Genomic DNA, 16725 nt, shown 5'->3' with positions numbered 1-16725 from the left:
GCGGTCAGCGACGGGGGCCTGCCGGCGGCGGCCCCTGCGGCGGCGGTGGCCAGGACTGTCGCGGACCCCCGGGCGGCGGAGGCCACCCCTGCTGCCCCGGCGCCGAGGGTCCTCGCGGCGGGTGCGGTCCGCTCGGCGGCGGACCCTGCAGCGGCGGTGCAGGCGGCGGCCCTTGTGATCCGCCCGGTGGCGGACCCTGCGGCGCGGGCGGCGGCGATCCCGGACCAGGCGGTCCACCCTGCGGCGGCCCAACCGGAGCCCCCTGCAGTGGCGGTCCGCCCTGCGGTCCCGGTGGCGGCGCAGGCGGAGTGTCCGATGTGGACTTCTGCTTCGCGCGGCCCCGGAAGCCCAGCAGCAGACCGAGCACCACGACGACGCCCAGCCCGCCGAGCCACGCCCAGGGCACCCAGTCCGAGCCCGAACCGTCGCCCTTCGGCAGCGGCGGGACCGAGGCGGTGCCCGACGCGTCCTCGGTCGCCTTCGGCGCCGTCAGCACGCCGTTCTCCACCAGCAGCAAGGGCAATCCGAGCGCGGCCTGCCCGGTCGCGGTCACCGTTTCCTCGGCCAGCGAGTCGGCGGTGACGCCGAGGTTCACGAAGTCGTCCGCGTCCAGCTGCGCGTCGAGGTCGCCGGACGCCACCACCTTGATGTCGGCCGAATCAGCGTCGTCGGTTTCGCCGGCGGCGGCCACGAACACCTGGGTCTCGGCCCAGCGCGGGCAGCTGTCGGCCGGCACGCCGGGGCCGCGGCTGGAGCCCTGGTCGAACTGCTCCGTCGAGCCGTCGACCAGCTTCCAGCCGAAGCACACCCCGTGCGCCCGCTCCGCCTCCGCGAGCCGCTGCGCGAGCTGCTGCGCATCGGCGGGGGTGAACCGCTCGATCGGCGGCCCCGAGTAGCTCGTGCCGCCCAGGTAGTAGGTGGTTTCCTCCGAGGTGAAGGTGTTCTGCGCGGACTCGCCGCCGACCGTCCCGGCGACCGCCAGGCCGACGATGAGGACGGCGCCCGCGGTCACGGCGAACTTGGCCTTGCTGCCGCTCATTTGCCCGCTCCCGGCCCCCGGCCGCGGAAGCTCTCGCCGTGCGGGCTGCTCCAGCCCCAGACGCCGCCGACGTGGCTGTGGTAGCGGCGGTAGGCGCGGTCGGAGTCCATCAGGTGGATCACCGATCCGGGTGCCTGCGGCTGGATGATCACCGCGTCGCCGGAGTACCGCAGGTAGATGCCCGACGAGTCGGCGTACTGGGACTGCGGGCGCCACTTCGAGGTGATCTCGGCGGCGACGACGCTCGGCGGTTTCGGGCTGGTGTAGGCCCGGTTGTCGGAGTCGCCGGACAGGTCGAGGTGGGCGGCGCGGGTGTAGTTCTTCGCGACGTAGCCGTGCGGCCCGGTGCCGGTGGAGAAGATCGTCACCAGCCCGATGATCAGGGCCAATACCGCGGCCGCGCCGGCGATCACGAACCAGAAGCGAGGTTTCACCGGTCAGCCCGCCGTCGGGTAGATGAGCACGTCGTAGCGGCTGAGCGCTTCGCCGCTGCTCGCTTCCCAGTCGGCGCCGCCGTAGGACTCGAAGCCCAGCATCGATCCGTCCGAGGCCTCGTAGTCGTGGTAGCGCACGGTGCCCCGCTCGGCCAGGCCGGTGGTGGCCTCGCTGCGGAACTCGGCGCTGCCGGATTCCTCGGAGTGGTAGGTGCGGCCGCCGAAGTCGATCGTCTTCGGGCCGGGCTCGCCGGCCTCGGCGACGGGCGTCCACAGCGAGAGGATCAGGTCCGGGTCCTCTTCCACGGCCAGCCACACCTGCCCGCCCTTGGCGTCGTCGAGCAGGTGCTCCGCCCAGGTCCAGCCGCCTTCGTCGAGCCGGAGGGTGCCGCGGACGGTGTAGGTGCTGCCGCGCACCTCGACGATGTCGCCGGCCTTCAGCGCCCGCGGGTCGCCGCGCAGCGAGTCCTGGTCACCGGTGTGGAACGGATCGCCGGGCCGGGTTTGCGGTTTCGCGGCGGAGCGCTTGGCCCGCACCCCCATGATCACGGCGAACACCGCGACGACGATCAGCACGATGATCACGACGATCAGCGTTGCGGTCAGTCCGTTCACCCGTCCGCCTTCCCCTCGTGCGAGCGTCCGGCACAGAGCGTATTAGCCCGCCCCCGACGGGATGACATCAATCGCCCAAATCGTGACCAGTTGAACGTTGAACGGACCAATCAACGCGCTGAGTGGCGAACGGTCCGTTCACCCCACCCGGCAGGCGGAAGCGAACGGACCGATCACGCCGCAGAACGAGGCGAACAGGCCATTCACCCCACCGAACAAAGCGAACGGTCCGTTCACCCCACCCGGCAGGCGGAAGCGAACGGACCGTTTGCGCCGTAGAACGAGGCGAACAGGCCGTTCGCCTCTCCTCGACAGAACTAGGCGGACAGCAGCTGGGCGCAGCGGATCAGGCCCAGGTGGGAGTACGCCTGCGGGTGGTTGCCCAGGGAGCGCTCCGCGATCGGGTCGTACTCCTCCGACAGCAGCCCCGTCGGACCGGCCGTGTCGACGATCTGCTGGAACAGCTCCTCCGCCTCGGTGCGGCGGCCGATCAGCAGGTACGCCTCGATCAGCCAGGCCGCGCACAGGTGGAAGCCGCCCTCGTCGCCCGGCAGCCCGTCGTCGCGGCGGTAGCGGTACACGGTGGACCCGCTGCGCAGCTCCGCCTCGATCGCCGTGACGGTGGCCTGGAACCGCTCGTCGGACGGGTCGATCAGCCCGGACAGCCCGACATGCAGCGACGCCGCGTCCAGGTCCGAGCCCTCGTAGGCGGTGGTGAACGCCTGCACGTCCGGGTGCCAGCCGTTCTTGACCACGTCCTGGCCGATCTGGTCGCGCAGCGGCGCCCACGACGGGTCGGCCTCGCGGCCGTACGCGGTCGCCAGCTTCACCGCGCGGTCCAGCGTCACCCAGCACATGACCTTGGAGTACACGTGGTGGCGCGGCACGTCGCGCTCTTCCCAGATGCCGTGGTCGGGCTCGAACCAGCGGTGCGAGACGGCCTCGGCCATCGCCTTCACCAGGTCCCAGTCCACGTCCCGGATCCGGCCGGTGGCCTGCGCGAGGTGCGCGATCAGCTCCACCACGGGCCCGAACACGTCCAGCTGCACCTGCTGGTCGGCGAGGTTGCCGACGCGGACCGGCCGCGATCCGGCGTAGCCGGGCAGGCTGTCGATCACGGCCTCCGGGCCGAGCCCGGTGCCCTGCAGCGTGTACAGCGGGTGCAGCCGCTCCGGGCCGGGCAGCGTCTCCAGCACCCGGTGCAGCCAGTTCAGGAACGCCTCGGCCTCGCCGGTGGAGCCGAGCGTGACCAGCGCCTGCGCGGTCATCGCGCCGTCGCGCAGCCAGCAGTACCGGTAGTCCCAGTTGCGGACGCCGCCGATCTCCTCCGGCAACGAGGTGGTGGCGGCCGCCATGATCCCGCCGGTGTCGGTGTTGCACAGTCCGCGCAGCGTCAGCGCCGAGCGGGCGACCAGGTCGCGCTCCACGTCGGGCAGCGACAGGGTCTTCATCCACTCCGACCAGTACCGGTCGGCGACGTCGCGGCGTTCGGCCTCGGTGTCCGCCGACGACAGGTCTTCGGTGCCGCAGCGCAGCTCCAGCACGACCGGGTTGTCCTCGCGCGGGTCGACGACCGCGTGCGCGGATTCGTGCATGCCGTCGGAGGTGATCTCCCACTGCACGCCCGGCGAGTACAGCACCATCGGCTCGGCCGTGCCCTGCACCCGCAGCCCGCCGGCCTCGGCGGTCAGCCGCACCGGCACCTGCCCGAACTCGGGGCGCGGCGCGAACTCCACCGCCGCCGGCACGCCGCCGCTGATCACCCGCACCAGGTCGGTGCGGTGGCTGTCGGTGCCGTGCGCGAGGTAGTCCGTGACCAGCAGCCGCGACCAGCGGGTTTCCACGATCATGGTGTTCGGCACGTACCGCTGGCCCAGCGGCAGCGGGCTGCGCTGGGCGCCGTTGCCGCCCTGCGGGCGGACCGTGAAGTGCCCGGCGCCGGGGCCGCCGAGCAGGTCGGCGAACACCGCGGCCGAGTCGGGGCCGGGGTGGCACATCCAGGTCAGCCGCGCGTCGGGGGTGACCAGGGCGACGGTGCGCTCGTTGGACAGCATCGTCAGCCGCTCGATCGGCGGGGCCTGCTCGCCGTAGAGCCAGGTGCGCCGTTCCTCCATCAGGAACGCCAGCACGGTCGCGACCTCGGTGGTGCTGTCGATCCGGTTGGCCGCCAGCGTGTCCCCGTCGCCGACCTTGATGCCCAGGTCGGGGCCGTGCAGCCGGGCGAAGGCCTTCTCGTCGGTGACGTCGTCGCCGAGGAAGATGGCCGCGGTGGCGCCGACCTGGTGGCGCAGCGCGTCGAGCGCGTTGCCCTTGTCGGTCTGCACCACGGCCAGCTCGATGACCGCCTTGCCCTCGGTGACCTGCACGCCTTCCCAGGCCGCCGGGCCGGTGCGGACGGTGTCCAGCACCTCCTCGGCCACCTCGGCTTCGGCGCGCCGGACGTGCACCGCGACGCTGGCGGGTTTGTTCTCCAGCGTGACGCCGGGTTTGCCGCGCACGATGTCCTGCAGGGCGATCTGCAGCTCCGTGCGCAGCTGGGTGGCTTCGGGTTCGAGTTCGTGCACGAACCCGACGTCGAACTCCGAGCCGTGGCTGCCGACGAGGTAGACCTCGGCGGGCAGCCGGGACAGGGTGGCGAGGTCGCGCAGCGCGCGGCCGGAGATCACCGCCGTGGTGGTCGCCGGCAGCGCGGCCAGCGACCGCAGGGCGTGCACCGATTCGGGCAGCGGTTTGGCCTGGGTGGGGTCCGCCACGATGGGGGCGAGGGTGCCGTCGTAGTCGCAGGCGACCAGAAGTCGAGGCGTCCGCGCGAGCTGCACGATCACGCGTCGCAGCTCGGCAGGAAGGGCTTCGGCGGTCAACGCCATACTCCTCAGGGGGGCGCGGTCAAGTCGTTTGTGGATCGATCCCGTTCGCGCCACGGTGGTGACCGTCGACGGCGAGCGGTTCGAACAAGTATCGCTGAGGCCGGGCCGCCCGTGTTGTGGACCGGTTACTCGCGGCTACTCCACGAGCGGTGCGCCCAACGCTTCGAGGAACGACCGCGCCCAGCGGTCGACATCGTGCGTGAGCACCTGCCTACGCAGTGCGCGCATCCTACGGCGTCCTTCGGCCTCGTCGATGTCGAGGGCCGCGAGCAACGCGTCCTTGACCCCGTCCAGGTTATGCGGGTTCACCAGGAACGCGCTCGTGAGTTCCGCCGCAGCCCCGGCGAATTCGCTCAGCACCAGCGCGCCGCCGAGGTCGTGGCGGCAGGCCACGTACTCCTTGCACACCAGGTTCATGCCGTCCCGCACCGGCGTCACGACCATGACATCGGCGGCGCAGTAGAAGGTCACCAGGTCCCTGCGGTCCACCGAGGTGTGCAGGTAGTGCACGGCCGGGTGGCCGACGCGGCCGAACTCGCCGTTGATCCGCCCGACCTCGCGCTCGATGTCCTCGCGCATCTGCTTGTAGTGCTCGACGCGTTCCCGGCTGGGCGTGGCGATCTGGATCATCGTCACGTCCTCGGCCTTGACGTGGCCTTCGGCGAGCAGCTCGTGCATCGCGTGCAGCCGCACGTCGATGCCCTTGGTGTAGTCGAGGCGGTCGACGCCGAGCATGATCTTCTTCGGGTTGCCGAGCTCGGCGCGCAGCGTCTTCACGCGCTGCTGGATCTCCTTGGTGCGCGCCAGCTTGTCGAGCCCGGCGGCGGCGATGGAGATCGGGAACGCGCCGACGCTCACGGTGCGGTCGCCGACCTGCACGACGCCGGGCCGGGAGCGGACGCCGACCTGGCCGCGGCTGGGTTCGAAGCCGGCCAGCCGGCGGGCCAGCCACAGGAAGTTCTGCGCGCCGCCGGGCCGGTGGAAGCCGACCAGGTCGGCGCCGAGCAGCCCGCGCACGATCTCGGTGCGCCACGGCAGCTGCATGAACAGCTCGACCGGCGGGAACGGGATGTGCAGGAAGAACCCGATGCGCAGGTCGGGCCGGAGCTCCCGGAGCATCGCCGGGACCAGCTGCAGCTGGTAGTCCTGCACCCACACCGTCGCGCCTTCGGCGCTGACCGCGGCGGCGGCCTCCGCGAACCGCTTGTTGACCCGTCGGTAGGAGTTCCACCAGGCGCGGTTGTAAACCGGCGGCACGACCACGTCGTGGTACAGCGGCCACAGCGTGGCGTTGGAGAACCCCTCGTAGTACTCGGCGAATTCGTCCGCCGACAGCGGCACTGGGTGCAGCTGCAGGCCGTCGTCGCTGAACGGTTCGACCTCGATGTCGGCGACGCCGGGCCAGCCGACCCACGCGCCGCGCCGGGCGCGCAGGAACGGCTCCAGCGCGGTGACCAGCCCGCCGGGGCTGTGCCGCCAGCGTTCCGTGCCGTCGTCGAGGCGTTCCAGATCCACCGGCAGCCGGTTCGCGACCACGACGAAGTCCGCTCGATCGGGCGTGCTGCCCTTGCTCACCGGTATTCCTCCCGCCGTGTCGGCCACCTGTCGCGAGGCTAGCCAATCCAACCTGCCGCTGCGTGCTGCGTGTGGTGCAAACCGACCCGGCCTGCCCGTGGGTCGTCCGGCCCGTCGGAACGCCGCCGGAAGACCCGCAACCGATCAGTCGATCCGGCGCTTGGCGGGGCGCAGCGGGCCGGACATCCGCGGCCCGGCGAACCGGCGTTCCAACCTACCGAGCCGGGAGCGGACCGGCTGCGCGAGATATTCGCCGAGCACCACGCCGGCGCCGAGCGCGAGCCCGGTGGCGACGGCGAGCATCAGCGTGGAGATGCCGGTCGGGCTGCCCAGCACGGACAGCTCGTACAGCCCGCGGTAGGTCGCGAAGCCGGGCAGCAGCGGCGCGACGCCGGAAACGGCGATCACCAGCGCGGGAATCCCCAGCCGCCGTGCGATGATCCCGCCGATGAAGCCGACCACGGTGGTCGCCACGGCGCCGGCCAGCACGGTGTGCACGTCGACCAGCGTCAGCAGCGAGTGCACCGCGGCGGCCACGCCACCGCCGATCCCGGCCGCGAGCAGCGGCCGCGGCGGCGCGTAGCTGGCGAGCGCGAAGCAGGCCGACGTGGACGCACCGGCGAGCATCTGCACGGGCAGGTGCAGGGCCGGCGCCAGCACTTCGACGCGTCCGAGGCTCTGCGCGTCCAGGCTGGCGACGGACTCACCGCCGATGCGCAAGCCGATGTACAGCGAGAGCACGACGCCGGCGATCAGGCCGGCGGACATCAGGGCCAGCTCGGCGATCCGTCCGGCGGCGGTGACGTTGTAGCCGGTGATGGCGTCCTGCATGGAACCGACCACGGTCATACCGGACAACAACACGATGATGCTCGCCGCGATCGCCAGCGCGGCGTTGTCGAGCATGCCGGTGGCGTAGCAGCCCAGCGCGACCGCGGTGGCGATCGCCCCGCCGACGGCCTGTTGGAAGAAGAACGGCAGCGCGCGCTTGTTCAGCAACCGCCCGACGCGGTCCACCAGCGCGGTCGATCCGGCGGCGACCAGCGGCAGCAGCGGGGTGGCGCCGCCGCCGAGCAGCACGGCCAGCGAGGCGGCCATGCCGGCCCAGGACAGCGTGGCGACCCAGCGCGGGAACGGGTGCGGCGCAGTGGTGATCCGGTCCAGCTCGGCGTAGGCCTCGGCGGCGGTCAGCTCGTTGGCGGTGATCCGCCGCAGCAGCGTCTCGACGTCGTCGAGGCGCGTGTAGTCGAGGGAGCGGTTGCGGACCACTCGCAGCGAGGTGATCGGCGGCAGGTCGGTGCCCCGGTAGGTGGACACCGTGATCGACGTGTAGATGACGTCGACCTCGGTGTGCGGCAGACCGTAGGCGCTGACCACGGCGATGATCGTCGCGGTCACATCCGAGGCGCCGGCCCCGCTGGCCATCTGCACCTCGCCGATGCGCAGCCCGAGGTCGAGCACGAGGTGGACGGTGGACTCATCGGGCAGAGCCGGCCCGTAGACGACGTTGCGAGTCCCGGGCGGCATGGTCAGTTCCGGGTCGCGCCGCCGCAGCACACCGCGGGCGCGGTGCGTGATTCCCACTGCTGGTCTTCCTTCCTGCCGGGCCGCCTTGCGAGCGGGCCGCCGTGCCTGATCTTCCCCTCGGGCATCGCCTGTCATGAGCCGACCGTTGCACCCTCGTTCTGTGTCGTCCATCACTGGTTTCCGGTCAGTCGTCGACCGCACCGGGAGTCACCGCCCGGCGCCGGTCGCGCGGCCGCTTTCCACCCCGGGCGGATGGACGCATACGATGTCCCCGCACGACGGAAGTGCATGCCGCTGTAGCTCAGTTGGTAGAGCGCCCGCCTTGTAAGCGGACGGTCAGGGGTTCGAGTCCCCTCAGCGGCTCCAAAGGTACCTGACCTGCGCTTTTGACGAAATCAGACGATCTGTCGATTGCAGCACAAAAACGCCCCGCCCGGCATCGGCCGAGCGGGGCGCATTGGGTTCGAACGGCCGACGCTGAAGTTTCGGCAGCTCATGTCCCGTGAGTGGTTTGGGGTGTCATAGCGCCCCAAAACACTCACGGCCACCTACCTGCGGAACCCACCCGCCTTGACCTTGCCGAGGAAGGCGTCGAAGGCGTCACGGCTGAACGCCAGGACCGGACTCGACTCGCCGAGCTTGGAGTCCCGAACGCCACGAGCGCCGGGCGCAACGCCGACCTCGACGCAGTTGCCGCCGTCGTTCCCGCTGTAGCTGGACTTGTGCCAAACATCGTTGGAGTCCAAGAGTTCAGCGACTTCAACGCAGTTGTCGTTCCCGCTGCTGTAGCTGGACTTGCGCCAGGTCACCGGTCCCAGGCCAGGGGCACGCATGGCACTGCTCCCTCACTCGAGCTCGTTGGCTCGTTGTTCGAGTAGCCGCGCTGACTCCTTGTCATCAAGCGCCGCAACTCTGAGCCTATCGAAAGCTTGAACGTACACGTTGGTGTGACTTGGGCGATCCAGGTAATCGGCATCGGTCAAGCCTTCGAGGCACGCGTAGGTCGCAACCGGGTCAGCGAGGTGGAGCACTGTGAACGGAGTGCCGATGGCGACGTGCTCGCCCCGGCTGTACGGCAAGATCTGAACGGTGACATGCCGGAGATCCACTAGCTCGCGGATGCGCCGCAGCTGCGCGCGTAAGACATCCCGGCCGCCGACCTCGCAGTACAAGACGCCTTCACCAAGAACAACCGAGATCTCGCGGGAATCGTTGCGCACGATCATCTCGCCACGCTGGGTGCGTTCGGCTGCTCGCTCGTCGATCTCCGACGCTGGCGTGAGCAGTGACGTCGAAAGAACCGCACGCGCGTAGTCCTCGGTCTGCATGATTCCTGGTACGAGATCGACCTTGAACGCCTTGACTTCAGCAGCGGCGGCTTCCAACGCCGTGTAGGTCCTCGCCCAGTCGGGAACGCGACTCGGGCGATCCCGTTTGCGGGCATCCGACGCCAGCCGACGGAGCTTCTCAATCTCGTCCGCATCCGCAACGCCGAACAGGTCGATCAGGACATCGATCTCGGCTGCGGCAATCGTGAGCTCGCCCTTCTCAACACGAGTCAGCTTGCCTGCGTACCAGTCGAGCCGGTCGGCGATCACCTTCGGCTTGATGTCGTTTCGCTCGCGGAGTTCGCGCAGCAGCAGGCCTAGCTGAACACGCCGAACTGCCGGGTTCTTCTCCGGAGTAACCATCTCGTCCTCTCATCGTGCCGTCGAACCGCATCTTGCCGCGTGCGCTCGCCGAAGTCTCCAAGATCGCCCGTCCAGGTAATACCAAACCTGCAATTGCAAGTTGTAGTTTGGTGTCACTGTTGGTCAGGTGAGCCTGCCGAGGCAATTGGGGCACATGCGATGACGGGCGGATCGCGAGGAGAGACAGTGTTGGTTGCGAACGAGACGGGACCCGATCCGTGGTTGGTTCCGCATCTGGATGCGTTGCGGGCGAGCGTTCTGGCCGGGTTTCGGTTCTTGCACCTGCCTCGGTTCGACGATGTTCTTGTCCTGCAAGGACTTCGGATCGCGCACGGGGCGATGGACATGTTCCGGGCGAGTTCGGCCGACGATGCGCTCGCGGCACGGTTCCGCGTCGAGGACCTGGAAAGCAGCTCCCCGCAAGCGATTTGGCACCGGTACGGGCCGGTCGTCGATGCCGTCTACGCGCTGCTTGAGCTGCCGCCGCACGGCTCGCCCGGCGCGCCTAGCTTGGCGCGGTCGCGGTCGCTGTGGCTTCCCGGCGATGACCTGCTTCGGAACGGAGGAATGGGATGACCTGGCTGCTGTGGTTCTTCGCGGGATATGTGCCCGGACTCGCCGTGCTGGTCATCGCGTTGTGCCGACTGCACGGACGCGAGCCGACCGGTCAGCACTCCGGCTCCGGCGACGGTGCGCTGACCGTCGAGCTCCTCATCGCGCGCGTCGAAAACGACCAGGTGTCAACGGATTGCTACGGCAGGCACGCTCTGCGCGATCCGGGTCTGTTCCGGGTGGCGGTGTAGCCGTGGCCGCGAATTCCAAGCCACCGCGCGTGGTCCGGGTGAAGCACACCAAGCCGAATCGGTTCCTGCCGATGGCCTGGCGCGTCGAGCGGCTCTCGCCCACCGAGGCCTACACCATCCGCTGGGGGCGCGGCGCGGGCTACTTCACCGTCCACCGCGGCGACATCGGCAGCTCCCCCGACGACGCCCACCTGATCGACACCGTCCACATAGGTCACGACTGGGCGGACGAGGCCGACGTGGCCGCCCAGCTCCGGACCTGGTTGCGCCACAAGGCCAATCCCCACCGCCGAACGGCGTGACCCGAGATCCCGCCCGATGCCACCTCCCCCCCGACCCCGAGGCATCGAGCGGACGGCCGGTCGGCGCATGCCCCGCGCCGACCGGCCACCCGGGTAGGACCTGCGTCCAGGTCCTCCGGCCGCGGGTCCCGGGCTGCTGCGCCAACCGGACGGACTCGCGACCCGCACGCAGGACCGTCAGCGGCCCTGCAGGGACTTGACGTTGTTGCCGAGAGTCCAGGACTTCGAGCCGTCCCAGTTGATCGACCAGGTCATCAGGCCCTTCAGGCCGCCGTTGTAGTTGTTCCACGCCTGAGCCACCAAGTTCGGCGACATGTAGCCGCCGCCCGCGCCCGGCTGGGCGGGCAGGCCGGGAACCTGCTTGTCGTAGGGCACCTTGATCGTGGTGCCCTGGATGACCAGGCCGTTGTTCAGGCAGTCCGTCTGCACCACGAAGCCCTCGACCGTGCCCGCCTGGTACGAATCGCCGGAGCAGCCGTACATGCTGCCGTTGTAGTACTGCATGTTCAGCCACCACAGCCGGCCGTTGTCCGCGTACTTCTTCACGATCGGCAGGTACGCGCCCCAGATCGATCCGTAGGTCACGCTGCCGCCGGTGACGTACGCGGTCTCCGGCGCCATCGTCAGGCCGAAGTTGGCGGGCATCTTGGCTAGCACGCCGTCGATGATGCGGATCAGGTTGGCCTGCGACGGCGAGAGCTCGTTGATGTTGCCGCTGCCGCTGAGCCCGGTCTCGATGTCGATGTCGATGCCGTCGAAGTTGTACTTCTGCAGGAGCGGGACCACCGTCTCGACGAACCGGTCGGCGACGGCGCTGGACGACAGGTCGATGCCCGCCGTGGCGCCGCCGATCGACATCAGGATCGTCAGCCCGTTCGCCTTGGCCTCGCACATCTCGGCGGGCGTGGCCACCTTCACCGTGCTGTCCATCCCGTCTTCCCACAGGACGGTGCCGTCCGAGCGGATGACCGGGAACGCCGCGTTGATCACGTTGTAGCCGTGCTCGCGGATGGCAGGGTCGGTGATCGGCGTCCAGCCGAACGGCGGGTGCACGCCGTTGGCCGCGCCGTCCCAGTTCTCCCAGTAGCCGTGCAGCACCTTGCCCGCGGGCTTCGACTTCACCGGGCACGTCTCGGCCGCCGCGGAAACCGGGTTCGCGGCGTTCGCCACCGGCTGCGCCTCGGTCCCTGCCGCGACCTGCGGGATCGACAGCGCGGCGACGAACGCCGCCACCAGCCCGGTTCTCAGCAGACGTTTCGTCCGACCGCTCATTCCCGAATCCCTTCGCGACAGGACCAATTCCGCAATTGGTCCGGTGTTCAGCCGATCGCCATCAAGAACTTTATGACAAATTTCGCGGCCGGAAACAAGATTTCGGAAAAAGTGGTATTTACCAATTTGACCGAAAGTCGCGCGAGATCGCCGGGCCCGGCCCGGGGCCGCATGATGGCGCCATGGGCACCCGAACCACGTTGACCGACAAACTCTTCCGCGTCGCCGTGCTGCTCAAGGGCCTGGACGGCGCCGTGCAGCTGATCGCCGGGGTGCTGCTGATCTTCTTGTCCCCCAACACCATCACGCGGCTCGCCCACGCCATCGTCACGCGGGACCTGCTGGGGCCGCCGGCCGGGCCGCTGGCCGGGCACTTCGAGGAGGCCCTGCAGCACTTCGCCGGCGGCAACCGGACGTTCGTGATCACCTACCTGATCGCCCACGGCGTCATCAAGATCGGCCTGGTGATCGGCCTGCTCCGCAAGATCATGCCGCTGTACCCGGTGGCGATGGCGGCGCTGGGCCTGTTCGTCGTCTTCGAGGTGCTGCGTGCGGTGCAGACGAAGTCGGTGGTGCTGCCGCTGTTCGCGGCGCTGGACGTGGCGATCATCGTGCTCGTGCTCCGCGAATACCTCGAATTGCGCCGCCGGAACCAGTGACCGGGCCGTCGAATTGCGCCACGCTGGAAGCGCCGGGACCTCCGCAGTTTCAATTGAAACTGCGGAGCCGGCTCCGGAGGTGGGCCATGCGACGACGGCGTGATGAAGCCGTGTTGATCACCGATGCGGCACCGTCCCTCGACGACGAGCAGCGGCACCGCAAGCGGGTCTACGCCGTGCTGATGGTGGTGCACCTGATCGGCTTCACCGCCGCCGGGCTGCTGGCGCACTTCTGGTTGCTGGCGCTCGGCATCGTGGTCGTCACGGGCGCGCTGCCGTGGATCGCCGTCGTCCTCGCCAACGACCGCACGTCCCGGCGCGGCAAGCCCCGCGCAAAGCGCGGTGGCGGCCCCGAAATCGAGGACCGCCACCACGACCAGATCGATATTTGACGACGTCATCAGGACTCGTCGCCGACCCGGCGCTTGCGCAGCACCAGGAGCAGGAGGAGGCCCTGCAGCACTTCGCCGGCGGCAACCGGACGTTCGTGATCACCTACCTGATCGTCCACGGCGTCATCAAGATCGGCCTGGTGATCGGCCTGCTCCGCAAGATCATGCCGCTGTACCCGGTGGCGATGGCGGCGCTGGGCCTGTTCGTCGTCTTCGAGGTGCTGCGTGCGGTGCAGACGAAGTCGGTGGTGCTGCCGCTGTTCGCAGCGCTGGACGTGGCGATCATCGTGCTCGTGCTCCGCGAATACCTCGAATTGCGCCGCCGGTAGCGGATCGAGCGGCTCACTCGGTGGCTTTGGGGTGGGCGTTTCCTGCGACGACGATCCATACCGTGCGTTGCTGCGCGTCGACGAGATACCAGATCCGACCGCCGCCGGTTACTTCGATCTGCCACCTGGGCAGCATTCGACCTTCGAACGCGCCGCTTCCGAGCGAGCCGCGAAGTCTGTGCTGCCGCGGTGTTTCGACTGCCGGTGCCGGGTCGGCGCTCATCTGCTCCCAGGCCCGCCGAGTGTTCCCGGGAGCCTGTTGACACAACTCGTCCCACCCTTTTCCGGCATCGTTGCTGCCACACCGCACTTCCCAGTGATCAGGACCGGCAGGCGGCGCGACCCGCTGCTTTCGCTTCGTGGTCATGTCCTCGTAGGTTCCGTCGCCAGGCCGTGGTCGGTGATCCCGGCAGTCAACTGCGCGTACAACTCGGGGTCTGCATAAACCTCGGCTGTGTGCCGCCACGCCGCGATTACGTTGACCACCGGGGCAGGGTTGTCGACAGCATCCGCCGCGCGAAGCGTTTCCACCAGTTCCACCACGAAGGCCCGCACGTCTTCCGCAGGAAGGAACTTGACCCAGGGGAATGCTTCCGGAACGACATCGACCAGCAGCGACAGGGCGGCGCCGTCGTGCCGCATCATGGCGATGAAGATCCGCGTGGTCGCCGAGACCATCTCGCTTTCCTGCTCGGCGCGTGTGGCGGTGGTCAGCACGAGATCGTCGGCATCGCGACGGCGTAACAGCAGCTCACGGGCCGATGAAAGCTTCGCGACCGTGGCCTTCGGATGGTTGATGAGCTCCGAGAACGGAGTCTCCGCAGCGATGCTCGACATACTTTCAAACTACCTTGAAAGTCCGCAGCGCGGCAAACGCAGGAGGAGAACGACGAGCGTCGGGGCCGGGCCCAGTCCGGACGGCGCTGTACAGCTGGTCGGTGGTGCTGCCGCTGTTCGCGGCGCTGGACGTGGTGATCATCGTGCTCGTGACCCGGCGCTTGCGCAGCACCAGGAGCAGCAGGATCCCGGCCAGCAGTAGCGCAGCACCGGCGATGCTCAGCGGACCCGCCAGCGAGCCGATGGACGCAAGGCGGTGCGGGTTCGACGTCGATCCGCCATCACCGCCGCCCGGACCCGGCTGCCAGCCGCCCGGCAGCGTGACGTCATCCGTCGGATCGGGGCCGGGCGGGCAGGTGTCGCCCGGCAGCGCAGGTGCCCTAATAGGCCCCACTGACCAGCGAACATGTCCCATTGCGCGGGCAACCACTTCGACTCGCGAGCCCACCTACCGGAGCGATCATGCGCGGTTCGGCAGCGCCCGCCCGGCGCCGGGCCCCGCGAGCCCGACCCGCTCCGGCGAAAAGGGAATCGATCTCGATCGCGTTTCGCGGATCCGCGAAATACGGGAATTCGCGGCGGCGGATCGACTTCTGCGACCTCCGGACATCTTGATCAATTTCGATCTTTCACCAGCAATTGGCGAATTGTGCCCAAGCGATGGACATCTTCACTCGATCGAGTGAAGAGTCTCCTCTCGGTTCGAACCAGCTGTGCCCTCGTGAACCGAAGGAGATCAGCGTGTCGCTCGCCCGAAACCTCGCCGGACTCGCCGGAGCCGTGTTGGCCGTCGCCGCCTTCGCCGCCCCAGCCCAAGCGGAGACCCCGCCGTCGGACGTCTCCACCAAGATCATCGACGGCCGGGAGGTGGACAGCGCTCCCTGGGCGGCGCGGCTGTTCGCCAACGGCCAGGAGAACTGCAGCGCCACCATCATCGCCCCGGAGTGGGTGCTCACCGCCCAGCACTGCGTCGCCGGCGGCGGCTCCCTCAGCTTCAACATCGGCAACGTCGACCAGACGCAGGGCGAGAGCGCCAACGCCAAGCCCGGCGGAGTCCACATCCACGACTCCGCCGACCTCGCGCTGGTGAACATCGACCACGCGGTCCAGACCGAGTACGCCCCCCTGGGCTCGACCGGCGACGTCCAGGTCGGCCAGACCGTGCAGACCTACGGCTGGGGCGCGACCTGCACCGACCAGCCCGAGATCAATTGCCAGTCGCAGATCCTCAAGGTCGCCGACGTGAACGTGACCGACATCGCGTGCAGCGACTACCGCGGCGGCACCGCGGTGTGCGCCACCCGCGGCGACGGCATCCCGGCCGGCGGCGACTCCGGCGGCCCGATGTTCTCCGGGAACGTGCAGGTGGGCGTGGCTTCGACCAGCGACCGCCAGTACAACACGGCCTACACCAACATCACCGAGTACCGCGACTGGATCCAGTCCATCGCGGGCGTGTAGATCAAGATCGCGAAGCGGTCCGCCCGGGCGCCTGCAGGCCCCGGGCGGACCGCTCGTGCATTGATGTTCACCTGATCCGAGCAGTTTTTCGGACTATCCGAGAACTTCTTCTTGATGCATCCCGACGACGCCCTGAAATTCAGCGTTTGCGCAGGTCAAGGCCGCACTGAATGGATTGATCTAGCAATCCGGAGACGATCGGTAGCATCGCGCCGAAGCGCATTGCAACGTTTGTGTAGTGCTTCTCACGTGTAAAATCGCGTCTCGCCTGGTAGACGGATAGTTATCGCGTCGAGAGCCTGACGCGTTACGGATGTTCTGTTAAGTTGGCAAAGCATGACCGGCGACAAACCGAGCCATAACATCGACAAACGGAATGGCGACAGCGGTTCAGCCGGACGGTTGGAGATCGATACTCCGGTCGTCTCGGACGGCCCTGAGCTCTACCGAATCACCCGTGATTCGGCAGTGCTCGATGTGAACTCGTCCTACGCATATTTGTTGTGGTGCCGGGACTTCGCGCAGACCTCCGCGGTGGCACGCACCGACGGTGCGGTCGTGGGATTCGTGACCGGTTACATCCGGCCGGACGCCCCCGACACGCTCGTCGTGTGGCAGATCGCCGTCGATGCATCCCAGCGCGGTGGTGGCGTGGCGGGCCGACTCCTCGGCCACCTGGTGGACCGCGTGCTGCCGCGCGGTGTGCGGTACCTGGAGACGACGATCACGGCTGACAACGCTGCATCGATCAACCTGTTCACGGCGCTGGCGCGCAAGCGCTCGGCCGGCCTGGAGCGCAGCGAGCTGTTCACCGCCGACCTGTTCCCTGATGCGCACCTGGGGGAGGACCTGTACCGCATCGGGCCTTTCGAGCCCGTTCCGGCGGCCGCCGCCGGAGCCTGACGGCCGCCGTCCTGGCACG

At 68.9% G+C, this 16725-nt stretch carries 20 protein-coding genes and 1 tRNA gene; 9 read left to right on the top strand and 12 right to left on the bottom strand.

All coding sequences use genetic code 11. From position 1 onward, the window contains the following. Window positions 1-4: 4 nt before the first annotated feature. From AC07FN_RS21365 to AC07FN_RS21340, 6 genes are all read right to left on the bottom strand, one after another. The gene (locus tag AC07FN_RS21365; RefSeq protein WP_478397170.1) at window positions 5-1039 is read right to left on the bottom strand and encodes a hypothetical protein; all 1035 of its coding nucleotides are present in this window, start codon (window positions 1037-1039) and stop codon (window positions 5-7) included. Continuing rightward, a complete protein-coding gene (locus AC07FN_RS21360; RefSeq protein ID WP_478397169.1) occupies window positions 1036-1452 on the bottom strand; it encodes a DUF4247 domain-containing protein in 417 nt (138 codons plus the stop codon). Before AC07FN_RS21360 ends, AC07FN_RS21365 begins: the two co-directional genes overlap by 4 nt. 24 nt (window positions 1453-1476) lie before the next feature. Next, complete coding sequence (locus AC07FN_RS21355; protein ID WP_478397168.1) at window positions 1477-2088, bottom strand: DUF4178 domain-containing protein; 612 nt, start codon at window positions 2086-2088, stop codon at window positions 1477-1479. A 317-nt stretch (window positions 2089-2405) separates the two neighbouring features. Continuing rightward, window positions 2406-4955, bottom strand: a complete 2550-nt coding sequence (gene otsB, locus AC07FN_RS21350; RefSeq protein ID WP_478397167.1) for a trehalose-phosphatase — start codon at window positions 4953-4955, stop codon at window positions 2406-2408. Window positions 4956-5090: 135 nt separating this feature from the next. Further along, complete coding sequence (locus tag AC07FN_RS21345) at window positions 5091-6530, bottom strand: alpha,alpha-trehalose-phosphate synthase (UDP-forming) (RefSeq protein WP_478397166.1); 1440 nt, start codon at window positions 6528-6530, stop codon at window positions 5091-5093. Window positions 6531-6674: 144 nt separating this feature from the next. Next, window positions 6675-8114, bottom strand: coding sequence for a threonine/serine exporter family protein (locus AC07FN_RS21340; protein WP_478397165.1), 1440 nt, complete (start codon window positions 8112-8114; stop codon window positions 6675-6677). Between the two features lie 233 nt (window positions 8115-8347). Here AC07FN_RS21340 and AC07FN_RS21335 point away from each other — a divergent pair. Beyond that, window positions 8348-8423: transfer RNA gene (locus tag AC07FN_RS21335), tRNA-Thr, on the top strand. 182 nt (window positions 8424-8605) lie between these two features. On the opposite strand, the gene AC07FN_RS21330 is transcribed toward AC07FN_RS21335, so the two are convergent. Both AC07FN_RS21330 and AC07FN_RS21325 read right to left on the bottom strand, forming a co-directional pair. Then, window positions 8606-8890, bottom strand: coding sequence for a DUF397 domain-containing protein (locus tag AC07FN_RS21330; RefSeq protein ID WP_478397164.1), 285 nt, complete (start codon window positions 8888-8890; stop codon window positions 8606-8608). A 12-nt stretch (window positions 8891-8902) separates the two neighbouring features. Beyond that, the gene (locus tag AC07FN_RS21325; protein ID WP_478397163.1) at window positions 8903-9748 is read right to left on the bottom strand and encodes a DUF5753 domain-containing protein; all 846 of its coding nucleotides are present in this window, start codon (window positions 9746-9748) and stop codon (window positions 8903-8905) included. Between the two features lie 186 nt (window positions 9749-9934). Here AC07FN_RS21325 and AC07FN_RS21320 point away from each other — a divergent pair, with 186 nt between their 5' ends. The 3 genes from AC07FN_RS21320 to AC07FN_RS21310 are packed head-to-tail and all read left to right on the top strand — an operon-like array spanning window position 9935 to window position 10853. Further along, the gene (locus AC07FN_RS21320) at window positions 9935-10324 is read left to right on the top strand and encodes a hypothetical protein (RefSeq protein WP_478397162.1); all 390 of its coding nucleotides are present in this window, start codon (window positions 9935-9937) and stop codon (window positions 10322-10324) included. Beyond that, a complete protein-coding gene (locus AC07FN_RS21315) occupies window positions 10321-10551 on the top strand; it encodes a hypothetical protein (protein ID WP_478397161.1) in 231 nt (76 codons plus the stop codon). Before AC07FN_RS21320 ends, AC07FN_RS21315 begins: the two co-directional genes overlap by 4 nt. A 2-nt stretch (window positions 10552-10553) precedes the next feature. Beyond that, window positions 10554-10853: a hypothetical protein gene (locus tag AC07FN_RS21310; protein WP_363908996.1), complete on the top strand. Its 300-nt coding sequence runs from the start codon at window positions 10554-10556 to the stop codon at window positions 10851-10853. Between the two features lie 177 nt (window positions 10854-11030). Here AC07FN_RS21310 and AC07FN_RS21305 read toward each other — a convergent pair whose 3' ends face one another. After that, on the bottom strand, window positions 11031-12125 hold the full coding sequence (locus AC07FN_RS21305; RefSeq protein ID WP_478397160.1) for a chitinase: 1095 nt from the start codon (window positions 12123-12125) through the stop codon (window positions 11031-11033). A gap of 182 nt (window positions 12126-12307) precedes the next feature. Here AC07FN_RS21305 and AC07FN_RS21300 point away from each other — a divergent pair, with 182 nt between their 5' ends. The 3 genes from AC07FN_RS21300 to AC07FN_RS21290 all read left to right on the top strand — a co-directional run bounded on the left by AC07FN_RS21300 (window position 12308) and on the right by AC07FN_RS21290 (window position 13505). Continuing rightward, window positions 12308-12784, top strand: a complete 477-nt coding sequence (locus tag AC07FN_RS21300; protein ID WP_478397159.1) for a DUF2127 domain-containing protein — start codon at window positions 12308-12310, stop codon at window positions 12782-12784. Window positions 12785-12870: 86 nt separating this feature from the next. Continuing rightward, on the top strand, window positions 12871-13176 hold the full coding sequence (locus AC07FN_RS21295) for a DUF3099 domain-containing protein (RefSeq protein ID WP_478397158.1): 306 nt from the start codon (window positions 12871-12873) through the stop codon (window positions 13174-13176). Beyond that, entirely contained in the window at window positions 13173-13505 is a 333-nt protein-coding gene (locus AC07FN_RS21290) for a DUF2127 domain-containing protein (protein WP_478397157.1), read from the top strand. Before AC07FN_RS21295 ends, AC07FN_RS21290 begins: the two co-directional genes overlap by 4 nt. Before the next feature lie 13 nt (window positions 13506-13518). Here AC07FN_RS21290 and AC07FN_RS21285 read toward each other — a convergent pair whose 3' ends face one another. The 3 genes from AC07FN_RS21285 to AC07FN_RS21275 are packed head-to-tail and all read right to left on the bottom strand — an operon-like array spanning window position 13519 to window position 14757. Beyond that, window positions 13519-13872 carry a hypothetical protein gene (locus AC07FN_RS21285; protein WP_358499958.1) on the bottom strand — a complete coding sequence of 118 codons (354 nt, stop codon included), beginning with the start codon at window positions 13870-13872 and terminating at the stop codon, window positions 13519-13521. Beyond that, window positions 13869-14342, bottom strand: a complete 474-nt coding sequence (locus AC07FN_RS21280; RefSeq protein ID WP_358499956.1) for a DUF6247 family protein — start codon at window positions 14340-14342, stop codon at window positions 13869-13871. The genes AC07FN_RS21285 and AC07FN_RS21280 overlap by 4 nt, the downstream gene beginning before the upstream one ends. Before the next feature lie 4 nt (window positions 14343-14346). Continuing rightward, window positions 14347-14757 carry a hypothetical protein gene (locus AC07FN_RS21275; RefSeq protein WP_478397156.1) on the bottom strand — a complete coding sequence of 137 codons (411 nt, stop codon included), beginning with the start codon at window positions 14755-14757 and terminating at the stop codon, window positions 14347-14349. Between the two features lie 326 nt (window positions 14758-15083). Between AC07FN_RS21275 and AC07FN_RS21270 the strand changes: the two genes are divergently transcribed. Both AC07FN_RS21270 and ectA read left to right on the top strand, forming a co-directional pair. Continuing rightward, window positions 15084-15803: a S1 family peptidase gene (locus AC07FN_RS21270; RefSeq protein WP_452616871.1), complete on the top strand. Its 720-nt coding sequence runs from the start codon at window positions 15084-15086 to the stop codon at window positions 15801-15803. A 336-nt stretch (window positions 15804-16139) separates the two neighbouring features. Beyond that, a complete protein-coding gene (gene ectA, locus AC07FN_RS21265; protein ID WP_478397155.1) occupies window positions 16140-16706 on the top strand; it encodes a diaminobutyrate acetyltransferase in 567 nt (188 codons plus the stop codon). Window positions 16707-16725 lie beyond the last annotated feature (19 nt).

This window comes from Saccharopolyspora sp. NPDC045941, from assembly GCF_056431445.1.
This window is presented reverse-complemented; position numbering and strand designations above follow the sequence as displayed.

What these genes read in the sequence shown, in the direction of transcription:
- AC07FN_RS21365 (WP_478397170.1), bottom strand. Translation starts at nt 1,039, where the DNA reads ATGAGCGGCAGCAAGGCCAAGTTCGCCGTGACCGCGGGCGCCGTCCTC.
- otsB (WP_478397167.1), bottom strand. Translation starts at nt 4,955, where the DNA reads ATGGCGTTGACCGCCGAAGCCCTTCCTGCCGAGCTGCGACGCGTGATC.
- AC07FN_RS21330 (WP_478397164.1), bottom strand. Translation starts at nt 8,890, where the DNA reads ATGCGTGCCCCTGGCCTGGGACCGGTGACCTGGCGCAAGTCCAGCTAC.
- AC07FN_RS21325 (WP_478397163.1), bottom strand. Translation starts at nt 9,748, where the DNA reads ATGGTTACTCCGGAGAAGAACCCGGCAGTTCGGCGTGTTCAGCTAGGC.
- AC07FN_RS21315 (WP_478397161.1), top strand. Translation starts at nt 10,321, where the DNA reads ATGACCTGGCTGCTGTGGTTCTTCGCGGGATATGTGCCCGGACTCGCC.
- AC07FN_RS21305 (WP_478397160.1), bottom strand. Translation starts at nt 12,125, where the DNA reads ATGAGCGGTCGGACGAAACGTCTGCTGAGAACCGGGCTGGTGGCGGCG.
- AC07FN_RS21300 (WP_478397159.1), top strand. Translation starts at nt 12,308, where the DNA reads ATGGGCACCCGAACCACGTTGACCGACAAACTCTTCCGCGTCGCCGTG.
- AC07FN_RS21295 (WP_478397158.1), top strand. Translation starts at nt 12,871, where the DNA reads ATGCGACGACGGCGTGATGAAGCCGTGTTGATCACCGATGCGGCACCG.
- AC07FN_RS21285 (WP_358499958.1), bottom strand. Translation starts at nt 13,872, where the DNA reads ATGACCACGAAGCGAAAGCAGCGGGTCGCGCCGCCTGCCGGTCCTGAT.
- AC07FN_RS21280 (WP_358499956.1), bottom strand. Translation starts at nt 14,342, where the DNA reads ATGTCGAGCATCGCTGCGGAGACTCCGTTCTCGGAGCTCATCAACCAT.
- AC07FN_RS21275 (WP_478397156.1), bottom strand. Translation starts at nt 14,757, where the DNA reads ATGGGACATGTTCGCTGGTCAGTGGGGCCTATTAGGGCACCTGCGCTG.
- ectA (WP_478397155.1), top strand. Translation starts at nt 16,140, where the DNA reads ATGACCGGCGACAAACCGAGCCATAACATCGACAAACGGAATGGCGAC.